At 69.9% G+C, this 20145-nt stretch carries 19 protein-coding genes; 6 read left to right on the top strand and 13 right to left on the bottom strand.

Annotation, left to right across the window (positions count from 1 at the left end):
- Positions 1-31: 31 nt before the first annotated feature.
- The 5 genes from AB5J53_RS16110 to fasR form a co-directional block, all read right to left on the bottom strand.
- On the bottom strand, positions 32-1327 hold the full coding sequence (locus AB5J53_RS16110; protein WP_369246342.1) for a beta-ketoacyl synthase: 1296 nt from the start codon (positions 1325-1327) through the stop codon (positions 32-34).
- Positions 1328-1456: 129 nt separating this feature from the next.
- Positions 1457-1705, bottom strand: coding sequence for an acyl carrier protein (locus tag AB5J53_RS16105; protein WP_189185313.1), 249 nt, complete (start codon positions 1703-1705; stop codon positions 1457-1459).
- Between the two features lie 72 nt (positions 1706-1777).
- Positions 1778-2809: a ketoacyl-ACP synthase III gene (locus tag AB5J53_RS16100; RefSeq protein ID WP_369246341.1), complete on the bottom strand. Its 1032-nt coding sequence runs from the start codon at positions 2807-2809 to the stop codon at positions 1778-1780.
- Between the two features lie 16 nt (positions 2810-2825).
- On the bottom strand, positions 2826-3740 hold the full coding sequence (locus AB5J53_RS16095) for an ACP S-malonyltransferase (RefSeq protein WP_369246340.1): 915 nt from the start codon (positions 3738-3740) through the stop codon (positions 2826-2828).
- An 89-nt stretch (positions 3741-3829) separates the two neighbouring features.
- Positions 3830-5035, bottom strand: a complete 1206-nt coding sequence (gene fasR / locus AB5J53_RS16090; RefSeq protein ID WP_369246339.1) for a fatty acid biosynthesis transcriptional regulator FasR — start codon at positions 5033-5035, stop codon at positions 3830-3832.
- A gap of 91 nt (positions 5036-5126) precedes the next feature.
- Between fasR and AB5J53_RS16085 the strand changes: the two genes are divergently transcribed.
- Positions 5127-5786, top strand: coding sequence for a pirin family protein (locus AB5J53_RS16085; RefSeq protein ID WP_369246338.1), 660 nt, complete (start codon positions 5127-5129; stop codon positions 5784-5786).
- Between the two features lie 24 nt (positions 5787-5810).
- On the opposite strand, the gene AB5J53_RS16080 is transcribed toward AB5J53_RS16085, so the two are convergent.
- Positions 5811-6404: a TetR/AcrR family transcriptional regulator gene (locus tag AB5J53_RS16080; RefSeq protein ID WP_369246337.1), complete on the bottom strand. Its 594-nt coding sequence runs from the start codon at positions 6402-6404 to the stop codon at positions 5811-5813.
- A gap of 97 nt (positions 6405-6501) precedes the next feature.
- Between AB5J53_RS16080 and AB5J53_RS16075 the strand changes: the two genes are divergently transcribed.
- Positions 6502-7323 carry an NAD(P)H-binding protein gene (locus AB5J53_RS16075; protein ID WP_369246336.1) on the top strand — a complete coding sequence of 274 codons (822 nt, stop codon included), beginning with the start codon at positions 6502-6504 and terminating at the stop codon, positions 7321-7323.
- 142 nt (positions 7324-7465) lie between these two features.
- Here the strand turns inward: AB5J53_RS16075 and AB5J53_RS16070 are convergent, their stop codons facing one another.
- Positions 7466-8287 carry a serine hydrolase domain-containing protein gene (locus AB5J53_RS16070; protein WP_369246335.1) on the bottom strand — a complete coding sequence of 274 codons (822 nt, stop codon included), beginning with the start codon at positions 8285-8287 and terminating at the stop codon, positions 7466-7468.
- A 19-nt stretch (positions 8288-8306) separates the two neighbouring features.
- The gene (locus AB5J53_RS16065; protein ID WP_369246334.1) at positions 8307-8777 is read right to left on the bottom strand and encodes a GNAT family N-acetyltransferase; all 471 of its coding nucleotides are present in this window, start codon (positions 8775-8777) and stop codon (positions 8307-8309) included.
- A gap of 96 nt (positions 8778-8873) precedes the next feature.
- Between AB5J53_RS16065 and AB5J53_RS16060 the strand changes: the two genes are divergently transcribed.
- Together AB5J53_RS16060 and AB5J53_RS16055 are read left to right on the top strand one after the other, a co-directional pair.
- Positions 8874-9359 carry a MerR family transcriptional regulator gene (locus tag AB5J53_RS16060; protein ID WP_369246333.1) on the top strand — a complete coding sequence of 162 codons (486 nt, stop codon included), beginning with the start codon at positions 8874-8876 and terminating at the stop codon, positions 9357-9359.
- Positions 9359-10375, top strand: a complete 1017-nt coding sequence (locus AB5J53_RS16055) for an aldo/keto reductase (RefSeq protein ID WP_369246332.1) — start codon at positions 9359-9361, stop codon at positions 10373-10375. The genes AB5J53_RS16060 and AB5J53_RS16055 overlap by 1 nt, the downstream gene beginning before the upstream one ends.
- A 251-nt stretch (positions 10376-10626) precedes the next feature.
- Here AB5J53_RS16055 and AB5J53_RS16050 read toward each other — a convergent pair whose 3' ends face one another.
- From AB5J53_RS16050 to AB5J53_RS16040, 3 genes are all read right to left on the bottom strand, one after another.
- Positions 10627-11490, bottom strand: coding sequence for a DUF4429 domain-containing protein (locus AB5J53_RS16050; protein ID WP_369252256.1), 864 nt, complete (start codon positions 11488-11490; stop codon positions 10627-10629).
- Between the two features lie 66 nt (positions 11491-11556).
- Positions 11557-12765, bottom strand: a complete 1209-nt coding sequence (locus AB5J53_RS16045) for an alpha/beta hydrolase (RefSeq protein ID WP_369246331.1) — start codon at positions 12763-12765, stop codon at positions 11557-11559.
- Between the two features lie 189 nt (positions 12766-12954).
- Positions 12955-13614: a TetR family transcriptional regulator gene (locus AB5J53_RS16040; RefSeq protein WP_369246330.1), complete on the bottom strand. Its 660-nt coding sequence runs from the start codon at positions 13612-13614 to the stop codon at positions 12955-12957.
- Positions 13615-13727: 113 nt separating this feature from the next.
- Between AB5J53_RS16040 and AB5J53_RS16035 the strand changes: the two genes are divergently transcribed.
- Both AB5J53_RS16035 and AB5J53_RS16030 read left to right on the top strand, forming a co-directional pair.
- A complete protein-coding gene (locus AB5J53_RS16035; RefSeq protein WP_369246329.1) occupies positions 13728-15350 on the top strand; it encodes an MFS transporter in 1623 nt (540 codons plus the stop codon).
- Positions 15351-15601: 251 nt separating this feature from the next.
- Positions 15602-15910 carry a small hydrophobic protein gene (locus tag AB5J53_RS16030; RefSeq protein ID WP_369246328.1) on the top strand — a complete coding sequence of 103 codons (309 nt, stop codon included), beginning with the start codon at positions 15602-15604 and terminating at the stop codon, positions 15908-15910.
- Between the two features lie 293 nt (positions 15911-16203).
- On the opposite strand, the gene AB5J53_RS16025 is transcribed toward AB5J53_RS16030, so the two are convergent.
- A complete protein-coding gene (locus AB5J53_RS16025; RefSeq protein ID WP_369246327.1) occupies positions 16204-16983 on the bottom strand; it encodes a potassium channel family protein in 780 nt (259 codons plus the stop codon).
- A 99-nt stretch (positions 16984-17082) separates the two neighbouring features.
- Positions 17083-19815, bottom strand: a complete 2733-nt coding sequence (gene aceE, locus AB5J53_RS16020; RefSeq protein WP_369246326.1) for a pyruvate dehydrogenase (acetyl-transferring), homodimeric type — start codon at positions 19813-19815, stop codon at positions 17083-17085.
- Between the last annotated feature and the right edge of the window lie 330 nt (positions 19816-20145).

Genomic DNA, 20145 nt, shown 5'->3' with positions numbered 1-20145 from the left:
TGGGGGCCCTTCAGTTACGTACAGGCGATGCTCAGACAGACCGGAAGGCCAGCACCACGTTGTGCCCGCCGAACCCGAACGAGTCGTTCAGGGCGGCGATGCGGCCCTCGACAGGCAGCTTGCGCGCCTCACCGCGAACGATGTCGGCGGCAGCCTCCGCCTCGGGGTCGAGGTTCTCGACGTTGATGGTCGGCGGCGCGAGACGGTGGTACAGCGCGAGCACGGACGCGACCGACTCCACGCCGCCTGCGCCACCGAGGAGGTGACCGGTCATCGACTTGGTGGCGGACACCGCCATGTGGTCGGCGTCGTCGCCGAACACCTTGCGGAGCGCCTTCAGCTCGGCGACGTCACCGGCCGGCGTCGAGGTCGCGTGCGCGTTGACGTGCACGATCTCGGCCGGGTCCAGGTCGGTGTTGTCGAGCAGGTTCTGCAGTGCGTGCGAGATGCCGCGGCCCTCGGGCTCAGGCTGCACGATGTCGTGGGCGTCGGCCGAGATGCCCTGGCCGACCGCTTCCGCGTAGACACGGGCGCCGCGCTTGGCGGCGTGCTCGGCCGACTCCAGGACGAGGACGCCGGCGCCCTCACCGAGGACGAAGCCGTCACGGGCGACGTCGTAGGGGCGCGAGGCACCCTGCGGGTCGTCGTTGTTCTTGGACATCGCCATCATGTTGCCGAACGCGGCGATGGGCAGCGGGTGGATGGCCGCCTCGGTACCACCGGCGACGACGACGTCGGCACGGCCGGTGCGGATCATCTCGATGGCGTAGCCGATGGCCTCGGCGCCCGAAGCACAGGCGGAGACCGGGGTGTGCACGCCGGCGCGGGCGCCCACGAGGAGGCCCACGTTGGCGGACGGGCCGTTGGGCATCAGCATCGGCACGGTGTGCGGGGAGACACGGCGTACGCCCTTCTCCTTCAGCACGTCGTACTGGTCGAGCAGAGTCGTCACGCCGCCGATGCCGGAGGCGATGACCGCGCCGAGCCGGTCGGGGTCGACGCTGCCCGCCTCGTCGGCGGCCGATGTGTCGGTCTCGCCCGCCTTGCCGACGAAACCGGCGTCCGCCCAGGCCTCCTTGGCCGCGATCAGCGCGAACTGCGCCGAGCGGTCCAGGCGGCGGGCCTGCGGGCGGGGAATGACCTCGCCCGGCTCCACGGCGATCTGCGCCGCGATGCGGACCGCCTGATCGGCGGCCCACTCCTGCTCCAGGGCTCGGACACCGGAACGTCCGGCGACCAGGCCCTCCCAGGTAGAGGCTGCGTCGCCACCCAGCGGTGTGGTTGCGCCGATACCGGTGACGACCACGGTGCGATTGGTCGGGCTCACGGGAATTCTTTCTCCAACGGATACGAGGATTCAGCGGCGCCACCGCCGGGTGGCGGGGCATACAGCCCAGGCGAACCAAGGGCGTTCGGCCCGGGTGAAACCGGGCCTTCAGCCCAGGTGATCGGAAGATCAGGCCTGGTGCTTGAGGATGTAGTTCGTCGCGTCGCCGACGGTCTTGAGGTTCTTGACGTCGTCGTCCGGGATCTTGACGTCGAAGCGCTCTTCGGCGGCGACGACGACCTCGACCATGGACAGCGAGTCGACGTCCAGGTCGTCGGTGAAGGACTTGTCCAGCTGGACGTCCTCGGTGGGGATCCCGGCGATCTCGTTCACGATCTCGGCGAGACCTTCGACGATCTCTTCCTGAGTGGCGGCCATGTCAGGCGCTCCTTCGGTATGTATCCAGAGGGTGTGGCGGTACTCCGGCCGGAGATGATCCGGACGGTGTGCCTAGGGGAGGGTAACGACCGTGGCGGCGTACACGAGACCCGCCCCGAAGCCGATGACGAGCGCGGTGTCGCCGCTCTTCGCCTCGCCGGTCGCCAGGAGCCGCTCCATCGCGAGCGGGATCGAGGCGGCCGACGTGTTGCCGGTGGTGCGTACGTCGCGGGCGACCGTGACGTGCGCCGGCAGTTTCAGCGTCTTCACCATCGAGTCGATGATCCGCTCGTTGGCCTGGTGAGGAATGAAGACATCCAGGTCGTCCGGGGTGATTCCGGCCGCGTCCAGCGCCTGCTGGGCGACCTTCGCCATCTCGAACACGGCCCAGCGGAACACCGCCTGGCCCTCCTGCGTGATCGCAGGGAACTTGATCTCGCCCTTGGAATCGAGCGGAAGCTCCGAGACGTCGCCGATGCGGAAACGGTCCCACGGCACGGTCTGCTTGATCGTGCCCGCCTTGTCGCCCTCGGAACCCCACACGGTGGGACCGATGTGCGGCTCCTCGGAGGGGCCCACGACGACCGCGCCCGCGCCGTCACCGAACAGGAAGGCCGTCGCGCGGTCCTCCAGGTCGGTGAGGTCCGACAGCCGCTCCACGCCGATGACGAGGACGTACTCCGCCGAACCCTCGACGACCATGCCCTTGGCGAGCGTCAGGCCGTAGCCGAAGCCCGCGCAGCCGGCCGAGATGTCGAAGGCGGCGGCCTTGTTCGTGCCGAGCTTGTCGGCGATCTCGGTGGCGACGGCCGGGGTCTGGCTGAAGTGCGACACGGTGGAGACGACCACGGCGCCGATCTGGTCGGCGTTGATCCCGGCGTCGGCGATGGCCTTGCCGGACGCCTCGATCGACATCGCGGCGACGGTCTCCTCGTCGTTCGCCCAGTGCCGGGTCTCGATGCCGGAGCGCGAGCGGATCCACTCGTCGGACGAGTCGATCGTCTCCAGGATCACCTCGTTGGGCACGACCCGGACGGGGCGGTAGCCGCCGACGCCGAGGATGCGCGCGAACGGAGCGCCCTTGGGTGCCTTGATCTTCGACATGCTCTCGGGCTCCTTCTCAGGCACTGTGCTCTGCGATGAGCTCGCGAGCCGCGTCGAGGTCGTCGGGGGTCTTCAGCGCCAGCGTCGCGACACCGGGCAGCGCGCGCTTGGCCAGACCGGTCAGGGTGCCGCCGGGGCACACCTCGACCAGCGCGGTCACGCCGAGCTCCTTGAAGGTCTCCATGCACAGGTCCCAGCGGACCGGGTTGGCGACCTGGCCGATCAGACGCGCCAGGACCTCGGAGCCGGCCTTGACGGCCTGGCCGTCCTTGTTCGACACGTACGTGATCAGCGGGTCCGCCGGGTCCAGGCCCGCGGCGGCCTCGGCCAGCGCGTCGACCGCCGGGGTCATGTGGTGGGTGTGGAACGCGCCCGCGACCTTCAGGGCCACGACACGGCGTACGCCCTCGGGCTTGTCCGCCTCCAGGGCGGCCAGCTCCTCCAGCGTGCCGGCGGCCACGATCTGGCCCGCGCCGTTCACGTTGGCCGGGGTCAGGCCGAGCTTCGCCAGGTGCGGGACCGTCGTCTCGGGGTCCCCGCCGAGCAGCGCCGACATACCGGTCTGCGTGACGGCTGCGGCGTCGGCCATCGCCAGGCCCCGCTTGCGTACGAGCTGCAGCGCGTCGGTCTCGTCGAGCACTCCCGCGAACGCGGCGGCCGTGATCTCGCCCACGCTGTGGCCCGCGACGGCACCGGGGGTGATGTCACCGAGTGCCGAGGCCGACAGGAGACCGGCGGCGACGAGGAGCGGCTGCGCGACAGCCGTGTCACGGATCGCGTCCGCGTCGGCCTGCGTGCCGTAGTGGGTGAGGTCGAGCCCGATGGCGTCCGACCACACGGCGAGGCGGTCGGCGGCGCCGGGGAGATCGAGCCAAGGAGTCAGGAAGCCGGGCGTCTGGGCGCCCTGGCCGGGAGCGACGAGTACGAGCACTCTCACACTCTCTCTTGTGGACGGCCACGGCCGCCCGTGGGGACAAGGACGAAGAACATGAAGGGGAATTGTAGGTCCCCGACAAAAGCCTAGGTTTGGGGATCTCCATCAGCCAGACGCCCCAGGATCAGCGCGATCCGCAGCGTGAACGCGGAGCGTACATCCGAAGGCGACCAGCCGGTGACGTCAGTCACACGTCGGAGCCGGTAGCGCACGGTGTTGGGATGGACGAAGAGCATCCGGGCCGCGCCTTCGAGGCTGCTCGCCTGTTCCAGATAGACGCTGAGCGTTTCCAGGAGCGCGGAGCCGGCCTCCTCCAGCGGTCTGTAGATCTCCTCCACCAGTTGCTCGCGGGCGGACGGGTCCGAGGCGATCGCGCGCTCCGGCAGCAGGTCGTCCGCCAGAACCGGCCTCGGGGCGTCCTGCCAGGCAAAACACGCCTTGAGTCCGGCGGCGGCGGCCTGCGCGGACCGGGTCGCGGCGAGCAGATCGGGCACGATCGGCCCGGCGACGACAGGCCCGGCGGCGTACGGCCCGATCAGCGACTTGGCGACGGCGAGCGGATTGTCGCTGCCGCCCGCGATGACGACGAGCCGGTCCCCGAGCACACCGGTCAGTACCTGCAGCTTGGCGTGCCGGGCGGCCCGCCGGATCGCCTCGACCGTCAGCTCGCTGTCACCGTCGGGCGCCGTACCCAGCACCACGCAGACATGTTCGGGAGAATTCCAGCCGAGGGCGGCGGCCCGGGAGACGGCACCCTCATCGGCCTCACCGGAGAGCACCGCGTTCACGACGAGCGATTCGAGCCGGGCGTCCCAGGCACCCCGTGCCTCCGCCGCCTGCGCGTACACCTGGGCGGTGGCGAAGGCGATCTCGCGGGCGTAGACGAGCAGGGCCTCGCGCAGCACGGACTCGTCACCGGGAGCGGCGACCTCGTCGATCGCGCTCTCCATGACCTCGATGGTGGTCCGCACCATCTCGACGGTCTGGCGCAGGGTGATGGCCCTGGTCAGCTCGCGTGGCGCGGTCCCGAACACATCGGTGGAGATGGCCTGCGGGGCGTCGGGATGCCGGAACCACTCGGTGAAGGCCGCGATGCCGGCCTGGGCGACGAGACCGATCCAGGAACGGTTCTCCGGGGGCATGGCCCGGTACCACGGCAGCGTCTCGTCCATCCGCGCGATGGCCTGGGCGGCGAGACTGCCGGACGACCTCTCCAGCCGCTTCAAGGTCGCGGAGTGCGCGTGGATGGCATGCGCTGGGCGTTCGGTGTTGCTGGATTCGGGTTCGGGCACGGGACAAGACTGCCTTATCAGGACGGAGGTGTGCGGCGGCGGGTCGCAAGTAAGCGCGGGAGGGCGCCCGGCCGGGGCTACGGTGGTGGACGTGATGGACGTCCGCCGCGCCGACGAGCGCTACCGCGGAGGGGACCCGGCGGCCGGGATCTCCTCGCTCCACGCCTTTTCCTTCGGCCCGCACTACGACCCGGACAACCTCCGCTTCGGCGCGGTGATCGCCTGCAACGAGGAGTGGCTCGCGCCCGGCGCGGGCTTCGACGAGCACCCGCACAGCCACACCGAGATCGTCACGTGGGTGGTGGAGGGTGAGCTGACCCACCGGGACTCGGCCGGTCACGAGTCGGTGGTGCGCCCCGGCGACGTCCAGCGCCTCAGCTCGGCGGGCGGCGTCCGCCACGTGGAGCGCAACGACGGCTCACAGCCGCTGACCTTCGTTCAGATGTGGCTGGCCCCGCTGGAGCCGGGCGGCGACCCGTCGTACGAGATCGTCCACGGCATCGCGGACTCCACGCCGTACGCGGTCCCCGAGGCGGGCGCCATGCTCCACGTACGCCGCCTGACGGCGGGGGAGCGGACCGCGGTGCCCGACGCGCCCTTCGTCTACGTTCATTGCGTCCGCGGCGAAGTCCGCCTGGACGGCGAGGAGCTGGGACCGGGCGACGCGGCCCGCATCACGGAGGCGAAGGACCTGGAGGCGCTGGCGGGCTCACCGGCGGAGCTGCTGCTGTGGGAGATGACGACGGGCTGACGCACCGTCAACTCAATCGCTTCGTCACCCCAGGCTGTCGAGCTCGCGGGTGAGGCGGGCCCCCTCGCGGGCCATGATCTCCGGGTCGCGCAGGGCGTTGGAGAGCAGCGACATGCCCTGGTAGGCGCCGACGAGCGCCAGTGCGTGGCCTTCGGGGTCCGCCACGCCGATCTGGCGGTACTGCGCCTCCACCCACTCCAGCAGCTGCCGGATGACCCGGCCCGCCGTGAGGTCGAGGCCCCCCTCGGCCCGCTTGTCGAGCTCCGCGGCGAGGGTGCCCGTGGGGCAGCCGTAGCGGGCCGCGGTGTCGCGCTGGGAGACCCACGCGTCGACGAGCCTCTTGAGGCGTTCGCGCGGATCGGCGAGCTGATCGAGCCGGCCCGTAAGGGCCTCCAGATTCGTCGCGTGCTCGGAGAGGGCGGCCTCGACCAGCTCGTCCTTGGTCTTGAAGTAGTAGTACACGTTGCCCGCCGGGACATCGGCGGCGCGGGCGATGTCGGCGATGGTCGTGCGCTCCACGCCCTGCTCGTGCAGGACCCGGGCGGCGGCCGCCGTCAGCTGCCGCCGCTTGCCGGCCGCCTTCGCCCGAGGGCCCCTGGATTCTTCTGAGTCAGTCACCCGACTAACTATAGACAGCGGAGCGCCGGTCCGTGCTAGCGTCCTGCTCACGGAAGTTAGTCAGTCGACTAACTGACTAGTGAATGGAGAGATCGACATGTACGTGGTGACAGGTGCGACCGGAAACGTCGGGCAGGCGCTGGTGCGGACGCTCACCGAGGCCCGGCTGCCGGTGACGGCGGTGGCCCGGCACATCACCGGGGCCGATGTGCCGCCGGGAGTCCGCGTGGCCGCCGCCGACCTGGCCGAGCCGGCCGGCCTCGGGGGCGCCTTCGAAGGCGGTGAGGCGCTGTTCCTCCTGGTGGCGGGGGAGGACCCGCACGGCATCCTGGACACGGCCAAGACCGCCGGGATCCGCAAGGTGGTGCTGCTGTCCTCCCAGGGGGTGGCGACCCGCCCTGAGGCGTACCGCCACCCGGGCCGATTCGAGGCGGCCGTACGGGAGTCCGGGCTCGACTGGACGGTCCTGAGGTCGGGCGGGATGGCGAGCAACGCCTTCGCGTGGGCCGAGTCGATCCGCGCCCGGCGGGAGGCCGCGGCGCCGTTCGGCGAGGTCGGCCTGCCCTTCGTCGACCCCGACGACGTGGCCGCGGTCGCTGCCGCCGTCCTGCGGTCGGGCGCTCACGGCGGGGCCACCTACACCCTGACCGGTCCCGCGGCGACCACCCCGCCCGAGCGGGCGGCCGCGATCGCGAGCGCCCTGGGCGAACCGGTGCGCTTCACCGAGCAGACCCGCGAGGAGGCCCACGAGCTGATGGCACGCTTCATGCCGCTGCCCGTGGTGGAGGGCACCCTGGCCATCCTGGGCGCCCCCACCGACGACGAGCGGCGGGTCAGCCCCGACGTCGAACGCGTCCTGGGCCGCGCCCCGGGCACCTTCGCGGCCTGGGCCGAACGCAACGCCGCGGCCTTCCGGTGACCGTGCGGGGCGTCGTGGAGTGCGCAGTTCCCCGCGCCCCTTTTAGGGGCGCGGGGAACTGCGCGACAAGCCCCCACCCACCCGCAGCCGAAAGGCTGGTCGGGACGGGTAGGGGCGGAGGGGGCGAAAAACCGCCCGGACCTCAGCCCCGCAGCTCCGTCAGTACCGCATCCGTGAACGGGGTCCACGCCTCCACCGCCCAGGGCCCGAACGCCCGATCGGTCAGCGCGACACCCGCGGCGCCCGCGTCCGGGTCGATCCACAGGAACGTACCGGACTGCCCGAAGTGCCCGAACGTACGAGCCGAGGACGAAGACCCCGTCCAGTGCGGCGACTTGGAGTCGCGGATCTCGAAGCCGAGCCCCCAGTCGTTGGGGTTCTGGTGCCCGTATCCCGGCAGGACGCCCTTCGTGCCGGGGTATTGAACGGTCATCGCCTCGGCGACCGTACGCGGGTCGAGGAGCCGCGGCGCCTGCACCTCGGCGGCGAACCGCACGAGGTCGTCGACCGTCGAGACGCCGTCCTTGGCGGGTGAACCGTCGAGCGTGGTCGAGGCCATGCCCAGCGGCTGCAGCACCGCCTGGCGCAGATACTCCGCGAAGGGAATGTCCGTCGCCTTGGCGATGTGGTCCCCGAGCACCTCGAACCCGGCGTTGGAGTACAGCCGCCGCTCCCCGGGCGCGGACGTCACCCGGTGCTCGTCGAAGGCGAGCCCGGAGGTGTGCGCGAGGAGATGACGGACCGTCGAACCGGCCGGCCCCGCCGGCTCGTCGAGCTCGATGGCTCCCTCCTCGTACGCGACGAGCGCGGCGTACGCGGCGAGCGGCTTGGTGACGGAGGCCAGCGGGAAGCGACGCGTCACGGGCCCATGGGTCCCGAGCACCGTGCCGTCCGCGCGGACGACGGCCGCCGCGGCCGTGGGGACGGGCCAGTTCTCGATCAACGCCAGGCTGTGCAAGGACATGCGTACGAGCCTAAGCGGCTCAGAGGTTCAGCCGCATCGAGGGGTCCGGCTTGCGGACGAATCCGAGGGAGGCGTAGAGCGGCTCGGCCTGGGCGGAGGCGTTGAGGTCGACCTGAGCGACGCCCCGCTCGCGGAACCAGTCGAGGAGCGTCTCCATGCACGCGCGGGCGTAGCCGCGGCGCCGCGCGTCCGGGTCGGTGGCGACGCTGAAGACATGGCCCACCGCGCCGTGCGGATTGCCCGCGCGCCCGATCCGGTACTCGACCGTGCCCGCGACGAGGGCCGCGAGTGCCTCCGGCCGGTCGGGGTGGTCGACGACGAAGGCCGCGAAGTTCCCGTCGGGTTCGGCGAGCTTGCCGCGTATGGTCGGCAGTGACTCCGCATGCCACTCGGCGGAGCCGTCCGCGGCGAAGACCGAATCGATCATCACCTGACGCAGCCGCAGCACTTCCTCGGCGTCCTCGGGCACGGCACGGCGTACGAGACTCATGATCCGCACCGTAGTCACCACGGCCGGGCGGCGTCTTGGGAATTTCCCCGGATTCCGCTTGCTTGGAGTGCACTCCAAGGTTTTAGCGTGGAGGTCATGACGGTGATGGAGACCACGGCCGAGTCCACCGAGACCGGCGCCAGGACCAGGACCGACGTCTGCGCGGCGCCGCCGGACCGGCACCGGCGCCCGGACGGCCAGGACAACTACACGATCAGCGAGGTCGTCGCCTTCACCGGCCTCACCGCGCACACCCTGCGCTGGTACGAGCGCATCGGGCTGATGCCGCACATCGACCGCTCGCACACCGGCCAGCGCCGCTACAGCAACCGCGACCTGGACTGGCTGAGCCTCGTCGGCAAACTCCGGCTCACCGGGATGCCCGTCGCCGACATGGTGCGGTACGCGGAACTGGTGCGCGAGGGCGACCAGACCTACACCGCGCGCTACGAACTCCTGGAGGCGACCCGCCGGGACGTCAAGGCCCGGATCGCCGAGCTCCAGGACACGCTCGCGGTGCTCGATCACAAGATCAACTTCTATGCGGACGCCGGGCGGGCCCTGGCGTCGGAAAGGCCGTGATGACGGACGGCGAGATCTCGAAGGTGCGGCTCGGCACGGGAGGCCCCGAGGTCGGGGTGCAGGGACTCGGCTGCATGGGCATGAGCTGGGCGTACGGCCCCTCCGACGCGGACGAGTCCCGGGCCGCCCTGGAGCGGGCGCTGGAGCTGGGCGTCACGCTCTACGACACGGCGGAGGGCTACGGCGGCGGCGAGAACGAGAAGTTCCTGTCGCCCTTCTTCAAGGCACACCGGGACGAGGTCGTGATCGCGACCAAGTACGGCGTCACGGTCCCGTCGGGCGACCGGACCAAGCGGATCATCCGCAACGACCCGCCGTACATCCGCCAGGCCGTCGAGGGCAGCCTCAAGCGGCTGGACGTCGACGTGATCGACCTTTACTACATGCACCGGCGCGATGTGAACGTGCCGATCGAGGAGAGCGTCGGCGCCATGGCGGAGCTGGTGCGCGAGGGCAAGGTCAAGCACCTGGGGCTCAGCGAGATCACCGCCGGGGAGCTGCGCGCGGCGCAGGCCGTGCACCCGATCGCGGCCGTGCAGTCGGAGTGGTCGCTGTTCAGCCGGGACATCGAGGCGAACGTCGTGCCCGCCGTTCGTGAGCTGGGCGTGGCGCTCGTCCCGTACTCGCCGCTCGGCCGGGGCTTCCTCACCGGCTCCTTCGCCAACGCCGACCAGGACCTCTCGGAGGGCGACGTCCGGCGCACGCACCCCCGCTTTCTGGGGGTGAACGCGTCCGCGAACGCGGCGCTGCTGGACCCGATCCGGTCCATCGCCGAGGCCCACGGCGCCTCGCCGGGCCAGATCGCCCTGGCGTGGGTCCAACAACAGGCCACCGTCCACGACTTCACGGTCGTACCCATCCCGGGCACCACCAAGCGCACGCGGGTCGAGGAGAACACGGCGGCCACGCGAATCGTCCTGACCGAGGACGAGTTGGCCCTCCTTGAGCCGATCGCCTCCAAGGTCGCGGGTGACCGCTACCCGGACATGTCGTTCGCGTCGGCGGGCCGGGAGTAAGCCTTTTTCGCCCCCTCCGCCCCTACCCGTCCCGTCCCTGGGGGCTGCCGCCCCCAGACCCCCGCTTAAAAGATCGCGCAGTTCCCCGCGCCCCTTCAGGGGCGCGGGGAACTGCGCGACAAGCCCCCACCGGCCCGCAGCAAAAGGACAACCCAGGGGGGTCTGGGGGGCGAAGCCCACCAGGTACGGGAACGGGTAGGGGCGGAGGGGGCGAATCCGGCTTTCCGGGGTCGGGCCGACGGGCCGAACCCCTACAGCTCCGCGAGGAGTTCCGCCTTCTTGGACGTGAACTCCTCATCCGTCACCAGCCCCGCCTCATGCAACTCCCCGAGATGCCGAATCCGTTCGGCGATGTCGGCCGGATCGCGACGCGACGCGGCGGCCGGAGGCAGCGCCCCGGATCCGGAGGCGCGCACCGCAGAGAGAACGGCGGCCGCGAACGGCAGCGACTCGTGCACCGGCCCGTAGCCGAGCCCGAAGACAACGGCCGCCGGATCCTGGTCGGCCTGGGCGGGCTGCGCGGGCGCCGGCCGACGGCGCAGCAGCCGCAGATGGCCCTCGAAGACCTCGGGAGAGCGCCACTCGACCCCGCTCAGGTCGGCGACCGGGAAACTCTGGTCGCCGGCCTTCCACTTCGCGGAGGAGGCGCCCGTCCAGAACCACCGGAAGGACACCGACTTGCCGTCGAAGGACGCCTTCCCGTCGTACGCCTTGAACTGCAGCGGCGCCTCGGGCGGGCTCACCAGGTAGCGCTCGGCGGGCTCGTCGTCCTCGGTGAGCTGTCCGCGCAGCTCGTCCGCGTAGTACTCGGCGAGCGTCTCGCGCTCGGCGGGCAGCACGAGCCGATAGGGATCGCACCCCTCCTTGAGCTGCCCCGCGGCCGCCTCCATCAGCGGATCGGCACCCGCCCTGGGCACGGCACGCAGAACGACCGTGCCACGCTTCCCGGGCGTCAGCGTCACCGCCGCGATCGCCTCCAGGGGGATGCGGCGTTCGCCGAGTGCCTGGAACAGCTTCGGCGTCCGGATCCCCCGTTCGAAGCGGATGAGCACGGAGTCGGACTCGAACTCCCAGGCGGCATGAAATCCGGCCAGTACGTCACCCATGCGGGCCATCGTATGCGGCACGCAAGCCTCCGTCGCCTCCCTGGGCGGACCGCAGTTCTTCGTTCTCTACGCGCGTCAGCCCGACGCGGTGCCGGACAAACCCGTCCGGCACGCGTCATCGTCGCGCGCGCACGTCACCGCGCGGTACGCACCAATGCCGATCTCCGCGAAGTTGCGGAGACTCTCCGTACCCGGCTCGAAATAGCCGGTGTGACCCTTCGAGTCCTTCGCCGACAGGACCCGCGCCCCGAATCCCTTCGACACCGGGTCGGCTCCGTGTCCGAGCCCTCCGACCTCAAGATTCGGTACGTCCGCGATCCAGTCGTCGGAGTCCCGCATCGCCCAGACCTGGGCCGAGGTGTGCAGGTTCGACGCCTTCTCGGCGCGCATGCCGGGGCTGCCCGCCACCGCTATGTCGGAGACCCGGGAGGGCAGTTCATGGGCGGCGACCCCGCACAGCACGGAGCCGTAGCTGTGGCAGTACAGGGCCACCTGCGAGTTCCCCGGCAGCCCCCGCAGCAGCGCGTTCAGCCGGACCGCGCCCTCCTCGGCGCGCATGGCGGTCGCCGCGTCCATGCCGAGCCCGCTGGGTGCCGTGTAGTCGGCCCACGCGATCACGGCCGTACGCGTGCTCGGATCCGCCGCATGCTCGGCCGCGTACAGCGAACGCGCCATGCCGACGGGCGCCGAGTTCGGCTTGTTGGTGCGCTGGAAGTTGAGCAGGTCGGTGTCGACACCGGGCACCACGACCGAGATCCGCCGGGCCTTGTCGAGGCTGCCGAAGACCTCGGCGATCCGCCCCGTCCCCATGGGGTCGAAGGCGAGGATCTTGCGGCCCTTGTGCAGCAGCGCCTCGTAGCGGTGCATACGTCGGCCCGCCTCGTGCTGGCCGAGGGTCGAGAGCCGGTTGTCGTGCATGCGTTTGCGCTCGACCTTGCGCTGTTGCTCCAGGGCGATGTGGTTCGCCTGGTAGCGCAGTGTCACGGGCGCCCCGTTCATGTTGCCGACCGCGAGCGGGTAGCGGTGGGCGAGCCGGGAGCGCTGGTGGGCGTCGAGCGTGGCGAAGAAGCGGGCCAGCCGGCCGGGCGCGGAGTCCAGGTCCGGGAGCCGGTGTCCGGCGAGGCTGCCGTGCTCCCACGCCGAGCGTGACGCTTGGAGCGGCGTCGCTGCCCGATGGCTGTTCAGCGCGGTCCACCCACCGGTGGCCAGCATCACGAACACCACGGCCAGCGCGAGCAATGCGCGCCAAACGCTGAGTTGGGGGGATGTGTCGAAGGAAGTCACTGAGAGGACACCCTAGGAGAAGTGAGGTGTCTCCCGTTAAACGAGTGAGCGGTATCACGTTTCTGGTGGGGTAATTGGGTCAAAGCGGGTTCAGTTTGAGTTAAATGGTGACGCTGTGTGTGCGTCAACGATCATTCGGTGCGCCGCTTTTCCGAGTTTTCCGTCGGCGATCAACGCTTCCGTCAGTGATCAGTCGGTACGCCACTTCTCGGCCAGCGCGGGACCCACGTGATCGAGATAAGAGGCGGTCAGCTCGCGGATCGCTTCGACGCTGACGTCCTCACCGGCGCCCCACAACCGGCCCGTGACGCGCATCACTCCGCCGAATACGGCGACCGCGACACGCGGCCGCGGATCCACGTCCACGTCGAGGCCCTCACGCTCGGCGATCACCCGTGCGATCTCCTCCTCCAGCTCGGCGGAGCGGCGCAGGTGGACGGCGAGCAGCGCGGGGGTCGACTCGATCAACCGGAAGGTGCGCATGTGCAGTTCGATCGGGACGACGGCGTCGACCGCCTCGCCGATGGTGTCCCAGCCCTCCAGGACGGCCAGCCGCAGCGCCGTCAACGGGGCTTCGTGGGGCGGGCGTTCGCGCACGGCGGCGAGGAAGTGCGACTCCGCGATCCGCTGGCTGAACAGGGCGACGTCCTCCTTGCCCGCGAAGTAGCGGAAGAAGGTGCGCTGGGAGACGTCGACGGCCTCGGCGATCTCGTCGACGGTCGTCTGCTCGTACCCCTTGGTGGTGAACAGCTCGAGGGCGGCCCGCAGCAGCGCGTCGCGGGTGCGCTGCTTCTTGCGTTCGCGCAGCCCGGGACGTGGCGCCGCCTCCGCCGTGTCCGCGATGTCCATCGGTCCTCTCCTGCGAACGGTTCGCCCGGTTCAGCCTATCCGTGAGTGACGTGACAGTTACCGACTTGTGAATTGGTTTGTCAACTGTCAGTGACTGTCACTAGCCTCGAGACATGACTAGTCAGACCACCATCGACACGACGGGCTCGGGGGACAAGACACCGCTCGCCCTGTCGGATCAGGCCCCCGCCAAGGGACTGCGCGGCCATCCGTGGTTCACCCTCATCACCGTGGCCGTCGGGGTCATGATGGTGGCCCTGGACGGCACCATCGTGGCCATCGCCAACCCCGCCATCCAGAAGGACCTCGGCGCGAGCTTCGCCGACGTCCAGTGGATCACCAACGGCTACTTCCTCGCCCTCGCGGTCACGCTGATCACCGCGGGCAAGCTCGGCGACCGGTTCGGGCACCGCCAGACCTTCCTCATAGGCGTGGTCGGCTTCGCCGCCGCCTCCGGTGCCATCGGCCTGTCCGACAGCATCGCCCTCGTGGTCACCTTCCGGGTCTTCCAGGGGCTGTTCGGCGCGCTGCTGATGCCGGCCGCACTCGGCCTGCTGCGGGCCACCTTCCCGGCCGAGAAGCTGAACATGGCGATCGGCATCTGGGGCATGGTCATCGGCGCCTCCACCGCGGGCGGCCCGATCCTCGGCGGTCTGCTGGTGCAGCACGTCAGCTGGCAGTCGGTGTTCTTCATCAACGTGCCCGTCGGCGTCATCGCACTGGTCCTCGGTGTGCTGATCCTGACCGACCACCGCGCCAAGAACGCGCCCCGCTCCTTCGACATCCTCGGCATCGCGCTGCTCTCCGCCGCCATGTTCTGCCTGGTCTGGGCGCTCATCAAGGCCCCGACCTGGGGCTGGGGCGACGGTCTGACCTGGACCTTCCTGGGCGCCTCGGTGCTCGGTTTCGCGCTCTTCGCCCTCTGGGAGAAGAGGGTGAAGGAGCCGCTGATCCCGCTGGCACTGTTCCGCTCGGTGCCGCTGTCGGCGGGCGTCGTCCTCATGGTGCTGATGGCCATCGCCTTCCTGGGCGGCCTGTTCTTCGTCACCTGCTATCTGCAGAACGTGCACGGCATGAGCCCGGTCGACGCCGGCCTGCACCTGCTGCCGCTCACCGGAATGATGATCGTGGGCTCGCCGCTGGCCGGCGCCCTCATCACCAAGGTGGGCCCGCGCATCCCGCTGGCGGGAGGCATGGCGCTCACCGCGATCTCCATGTACGGCATGTCCACGCTGGACACGGGCACCAGCAGCGGCGTCATGTCGATCTGGTTCGCCGGTCTCGGCCTCGGCCTCGCGCCGGTCATGGTCGGCGCGACCGAGGTCATCGTGGGCAACGCGCCGATGGAGCTCTCCGGTGTCGCCGGCGGGCTCCAGCAGGCCGCCATGCAGATCGGCGGCAGCCTCGGTACGGCGGTGCTGGGCGCCGTGATGGCCTCCAAGGTCGACGGCGACCTCGCGGGCAACTGGGCCGACGCCAAGCTGCCGCCGCTCACCCCGGCCCAGCTCGACCAGGCCTCCGAGGCGGTCCAGGTGGGTGCCGCGCCGGTCACCAAGGACACGCCGGCCGCGATCGCCGCGCAGATCACCGACGTCGCGCACGACACCTTCATCTCCGGCATGAGCCTGGCGTGCCTCGTCGCAGCCGGGGTGGCCGTCGTGGCGGTCTTCGTCGCGATGCTCACCAAGCGGGGCGACAACGCGGAGGCCGCGGGGGCGGGGGCCGGGCACATCTGACGGCCCGTTCTCGTTCAGGTTTCGCCTTTTCCCCTATCAGGGTGACCGAGCCGAAGATCCCTCCCGCTCGGTGCGCGCCGCAGGTCACAGTGGGTCAAGTCCTCCGTACGGCATCTACGACGTGGAGGGCGGCCGGAGCTGCGGCGCGCTGCCGGAGGGGGGCAGCGCGTGTGCAGGTCTGAAGGCGAGGAACGGGGGTACCCGGCGCATCGACCCGAACCGACCGAAAGGTCAAGGGAGTTCAGGAGTTGATGATGGCGGGCTTCGGACACGGTACGCGCAGGTACCCCCGTTCACGTGGCCGCATGAGGTCACGGACCGGGCCGGATCGCGCGACCCTGGGCATCATCGGCCTCGTCTGCGCGATCGCCGGTTTCTTCACGCTGAGCATCATCCTCGGCCCACTGGCGATCGCCTGCGGCTGGCTGTCCATGGGCCGCCGCTGGAGGGGCTCCCGCCCACTGACGGCCCTCATCGCCCTGATCCTGGGCGCGTTGGACACCCTCCTGGCGATCATCTGGCTGGCCGGCTCAACGGGCGCGAGCAACGGCTGGCTCTGACCCCGGCCACAGTTACTGCTGTGGGCAATCGGCCCGCTGTGCGGGACGGGTGGGCACAGCCACCAACGCCGGGTGCCGTTGCGACAAAGGTCCCCGGCACCGGGGCTGGGGTCGAGAGTAAGTCGCGCAGCCCGGTGCTCACGGGGTACCGCTCTCTTTGGGACGGGCGCCGCCCCTGGCGGCACGCATGCCCACAGCTATGACGGCTGAGACGGCACCCGGCGTCCGGGGCGCAGCCCCGGCGGCACACATGCGGACAGCGGGGACAGTTGCGACGCCACCGGCGCCCGGGGCTAGCGCGAGTGTTCCTCCGTAGCCCCCGGCACCGGGAGTGACACTCCCGGAGGCGCCCCGCCAGACAGCGCGGCGACCTCCGCACGCAGTGCGCGTACCTCCTCCGTGAGGGCCTCGATCGCGGCGGTCTGGCGCCGTTCCTCCACGTCGTCCTTGTCGAAGCGGGAGATGAACCACGCGGCGATGTTCGCGGTGACGACACCGAGGAGGGCGATGCCGGAGAGCATGAGCCCGACCGCGAGCATGCGGCCCAGACCGGTCGTCGGCGCGTGATCCCCGTACCCGACCGTCGTCATCGTCGTGAACGACCACCACACCGCGTCGCCCAGCGTCTTGATGTTCCCATTGGGTGAGTCCCGCTCCACGGACAGCACCGCGAGCGAGCCGAACATCAGCAGCCCGATCACCGCGCCCCCGACGTACGTCGTCAGCCGGATCTGCGAGGCCATCCGTGCCCGCCGCCCCACCAGCATCAGCGTGGAGACGAGTCGCAGCAGCCGCAGCGGCTGCAGGATCGGCAGGATCACCGCGCACAGGTCCAGCCAGTGGGTGCGGACGAAGTCCCGCCGCTGCCGGGCCAGTACGAGTCGTACGAGATAGTCGGCGGCGAACGACCCCCACACCGCCCACTCCACCACCGTGCACGTGAGCGTCAGCGAGCGGCTCGCGTCGCTGTCCACGATCGGCACGGCGTACGCGAGGGCGAAGGCCACCGCGAGCGCGAGCAGAGGCCGCTGGGTGTGCAGCTCCCAACGAGCCTGTGCCGATTCATCCTTCATGCCCGCATCGTAGAAAGAAAGCGGAGCGCCCGGAGACCCGACGACGGAGGGGCGGCGGGGCCTCCAGGCCTCGCCGCCCCTCACCCGCCGTACGTACGTTTACGCGTCGCCGCCCGCCGCGCCCGGGTCGGCCGCCATCACGTCGAGCAGCTGGTAGCGGTCGATCGCCTGCTTCAGCACCGACCGGTCGACCTTGCCCTCGCGCGCCAGCTCGGTCAGCACCGCGACCACGATCGACTGCGCGTCGATGTGGAAGAAACGCCGGGCCGCGCCGCGCGTGTCCGCGAAGCCGAAGCCGTCCGCACCGAGGGACTGGTAAGTCCCCGGCACCCATCGTGAGATCTGGTCCGGAACCGATCGCATCCAGTCGGAGACGGCCACGAACGGACCCTGGACGGCGGAGAGCTTCTGCGTCACGTACGGGACGCGCTGCTCCTCCTCGGGGTGCAGCAGATTGTGCCGCTCCACCTCGACGGCCTCGCGACGCAGCTCGTTCCAGGAGGTCGCCGACCAGACGTCCGCCTTGACGTTCCACTCCTCCGCGAGGATCTTCTGCGCCTCGATCGCCCACGGGACGGCGACACCGGACGCCATGATCTGCGCCGGGATCGATCCCGAGATGCCCTCACTGAAGCGGTAGAGGCCCTTCAGGATGCCGTCCACGTCGACGCCCGACGGCTCGGCCGGGTGCTGGATCGGCTCGTTGTAGACGGTGAGGTAATAGAAGACGTCCTCCGAGTCCGGACCGTACATCCGGCGCAGACCGTCCTGCACGATGTGTGCGATCTCGAAGCCGAACGCCGGGTCGTACGCGACACAGCCCGGGTTCGTCGAGGCGAGCAGCTGCGAGTGGCCGTCCGCGTGCTGGAGACCCTCTCCGGTCAGCGTCGTACGGCCGGCGGTCGCGCCGAGCACGAAACCGCGCGCCATCTGGTCGGCCATCTGCCAGAACTGGTCGCCGGTGCGCTGGAAACCGAACATCGAGTAGAAGACGTAGACGGGGATCAGCGGCTCGCCGTGCGTGGCGTACGCCGAACCCGCGGCGATCAGCGACGCCGTGCAGCCCGCCTCGGAGATGCCGTCGTGCAGCATCTGGCCGGTCGGCGACTCCTTGTACGCGAGGAGCAGATCGCGGTCCACGGACTCGTACTGCTGGCCGAGCGGGTTGTAGATCTTCGCGCTCGGGAAGAACGAGTCCATGCCGAAGGTGCGGTACTCGTCGGGCGCGATCAGCACGAACCGCTTGCCGATCTCCTTGTCCCGCATGAGGTCCTTGAGGAGCCGCACGAAGGCCATGGTCGTGGCGATGGACTGCTGACCCGAGCCCTTCTTCACGCCCGCGTACGTCTTGTCGTCCGGAAGGGCCAGCGGCTTCGAGCGCACGACGCGCGTCGGGACGTACCCGCCGAGCGACTTGCGGCGGTCGTGCATGTACTGGATCTCTTCCGAGTTCCGGCCCGGGTGGTAGTACGGCGGCGCGCCGTCCTCCAGCTCCTTGTCGGAGATCGGCAGGTGCAGGCGGTCGCGGAAGCCCTTGAGGTCGGCGACCGTCAGCTTCTTCATCTGGTGCGTGGCGTTGCGGCCCTCGAAGTTCGGGCCGAGGGTCCAGCCCTTGACCGTCTGCGCCAGGATCACCGTCGGCTGGCCCTTGTGCGCCTTGGCCGCCGAGAACGCCGCGTAGATCTTCTTGTGGTCGTGACCGCCGCGGCCCAGGTGCAGGATCTGGTCGTCGGTCATGTTCTCGACCATCGCGCGCAGCCGGTGGTCGTCACCGAAGAAGTGCTGGCGGATGTACGCACCCGTCTCGGTGGCGTACGTCTGGAACTGTCCGTCGGGCGTGATGTTCAGCTTGTTGACGAGGATGCCGTCGCGGTCCTGGGCGAGCAGCGGGTCCCAACTGCGGTCCCAGACCAGCTTGATGACATTCCATCCGGCGCCCCGGAACTGCGACTCCAGCTCCTGGATGATCTTGCCGTTGCCGCGCACCGGGCCGTCGAGCCGCTGGAGGTTGCAGTTGACCACGAAGGTCAGGTTGTCCAGGCCCTCGCGCGCCGCGATCGACAACTGGCCGAGCGACTCCGGCTCGTCCATCTCGCCGTCGCCGAGGAACGCCCATACGTGGGACTTGGAGGTGTCCGCGATGTCGCGCGCCTCCATGTACCGGTTCATCCGCGCCTGGAAGATCGCGCCGAGCGGGCCGAGGCCCATCGAGACGGTCGGGAACTCCCAGAAGTCCGGCATCAGCCGCGGGTGCGGGTACGAGGACAGGCCGTAGGGCGCCTTCGACTTCTCCTGGCGGAACGCGTCGAGCTGCTGCTCGGAGAGCCGGTCGAGGAGGAACGCGCGGGCGTAGATACCGGGGGACGCGTGCCCCTGGAAGAAGATCTGGTCGCCGCCGTCGCCCTCGTCCTTGCCCCGGAAGAAGTGGTTGAAGCCCACGTCGTAGAGCGAGGCGGAGGACGCGAAGGTCGCGATGTGGCCGCCGACCCCGATGCCGGGCCGCTGGGCCCTGGACACCATCACGGCCGCGTTCCAGCGGGTCGCGTTCAGGACCTTGCGCTCGATCTCCTCGTTGCCCGGGAAGAACGGCTCGTCCTTGGTGGCGATCGTGTTGACGTAGTCGGTGCTGCGCATCTCCGGCACGGCCACGCGCTTCTCGCGGGCCCGCTCGATGAGCCGCAGCATCAGATAGCGGGCCCGCTCACGGCCGCGCTGGTCGACGGCGGCGTCGAGGGAGTCCAGCCACTCCTGAGTCTCCTCAGGATCGAAGTCCGGGACCTGGCTGGGAAGGCCGCCAATGATGATCGGGTTGCGATCGGATCCGGAAGCCACGCTGTTCCTTCGCTGTCAGAGGGCCACTTTGCTTTATGTCTGCACCGATCCCCATCGTGTACCTAGGGGAGGGAATCGTCATCTCTACCAAGAGGTAACCGAGACATTTCTGCAGACCGTTGGGACGGGCCCGACCAAAACGTAACGATACGCTGCACTCCATGACGCGTTCCGCAAAGTCGTTCGGGTCTCGTACGCTCCAAGGGTTCCGAAATTCACAAATCGGGCAGAAAGGTGTGGTGTGCGTCACGAAGCGTCGCGATTCCATGCCTGGAGTTGCGGCGACACCGCCGGGATCGTCACCGTTTCGGCGGTCTCGACGGCCGGGTA

The organism is Streptomyces sp. R41, from assembly GCF_041053055.1.
GTDB lineage: Bacteria > Actinomycetota > Actinomycetes > Streptomycetales > Streptomycetaceae > Streptomyces.
The sequence above is the reverse complement of the archived record's forward strand: the minus strand, read 5'-3'. Positions and strand labels throughout refer to the sequence as shown.

Coding starts and splice junctions, on each gene's coding strand:
- AB5J53_RS16055 (WP_369246332.1), top strand. CDS start 9,359: ATGACGGACGGCGAGATCTCGAAGGTGCGGCTCGGCACGGGAGGCCCC.
- AB5J53_RS16040 (WP_369246330.1), bottom strand. CDS start 13,614: ATGGACATCGCGGACACGGCGGAGGCGGCGCCACGTCCCGGGCTGCGC.
- AB5J53_RS16070 (WP_369246335.1), bottom strand. CDS start 8,287: ATGTCCTTGCACAGCCTGGCGTTGATCGAGAACTGGCCCGTCCCCACG.
- AB5J53_RS16100 (WP_369246341.1), bottom strand. CDS start 2,809: ATGTCGAAGATCAAGGCACCCAAGGGCGCTCCGTTCGCGCGCATCCTC.
- AB5J53_RS16075 (WP_369246336.1), top strand. CDS start 6,502: ATGTACGTGGTGACAGGTGCGACCGGAAACGTCGGGCAGGCGCTGGTG.
- AB5J53_RS16105 (WP_189185313.1), bottom strand. CDS start 1,705: ATGGCCGCCACTCAGGAAGAGATCGTCGAAGGTCTCGCCGAGATCGTG.
- AB5J53_RS16050 (WP_369252256.1), bottom strand. CDS start 11,490: ATGGCCCGCATGGGTGACGTACTGGCCGGATTTCATGCCGCCTGGGAG.
- AB5J53_RS16025 (WP_369246327.1), bottom strand. CDS start 16,983: ATGAAGGATGAATCGGCACAGGCTCGTTGGGAGCTGCACACCCAGCGG.
- AB5J53_RS16035 (WP_369246329.1), top strand. CDS start 13,728: ATGACTAGTCAGACCACCATCGACACGACGGGCTCGGGGGACAAGACA.
- AB5J53_RS16065 (WP_369246334.1), bottom strand. CDS start 8,777: ATGAGTCTCGTACGCCGTGCCGTGCCCGAGGACGCCGAGGAAGTGCTG.
- AB5J53_RS16060 (WP_369246333.1), top strand. CDS start 8,874: ATGACGGTGATGGAGACCACGGCCGAGTCCACCGAGACCGGCGCCAGG.
- AB5J53_RS16030 (WP_369246328.1), top strand. CDS start 15,602: ATGATGGCGGGCTTCGGACACGGTACGCGCAGGTACCCCCGTTCACGT.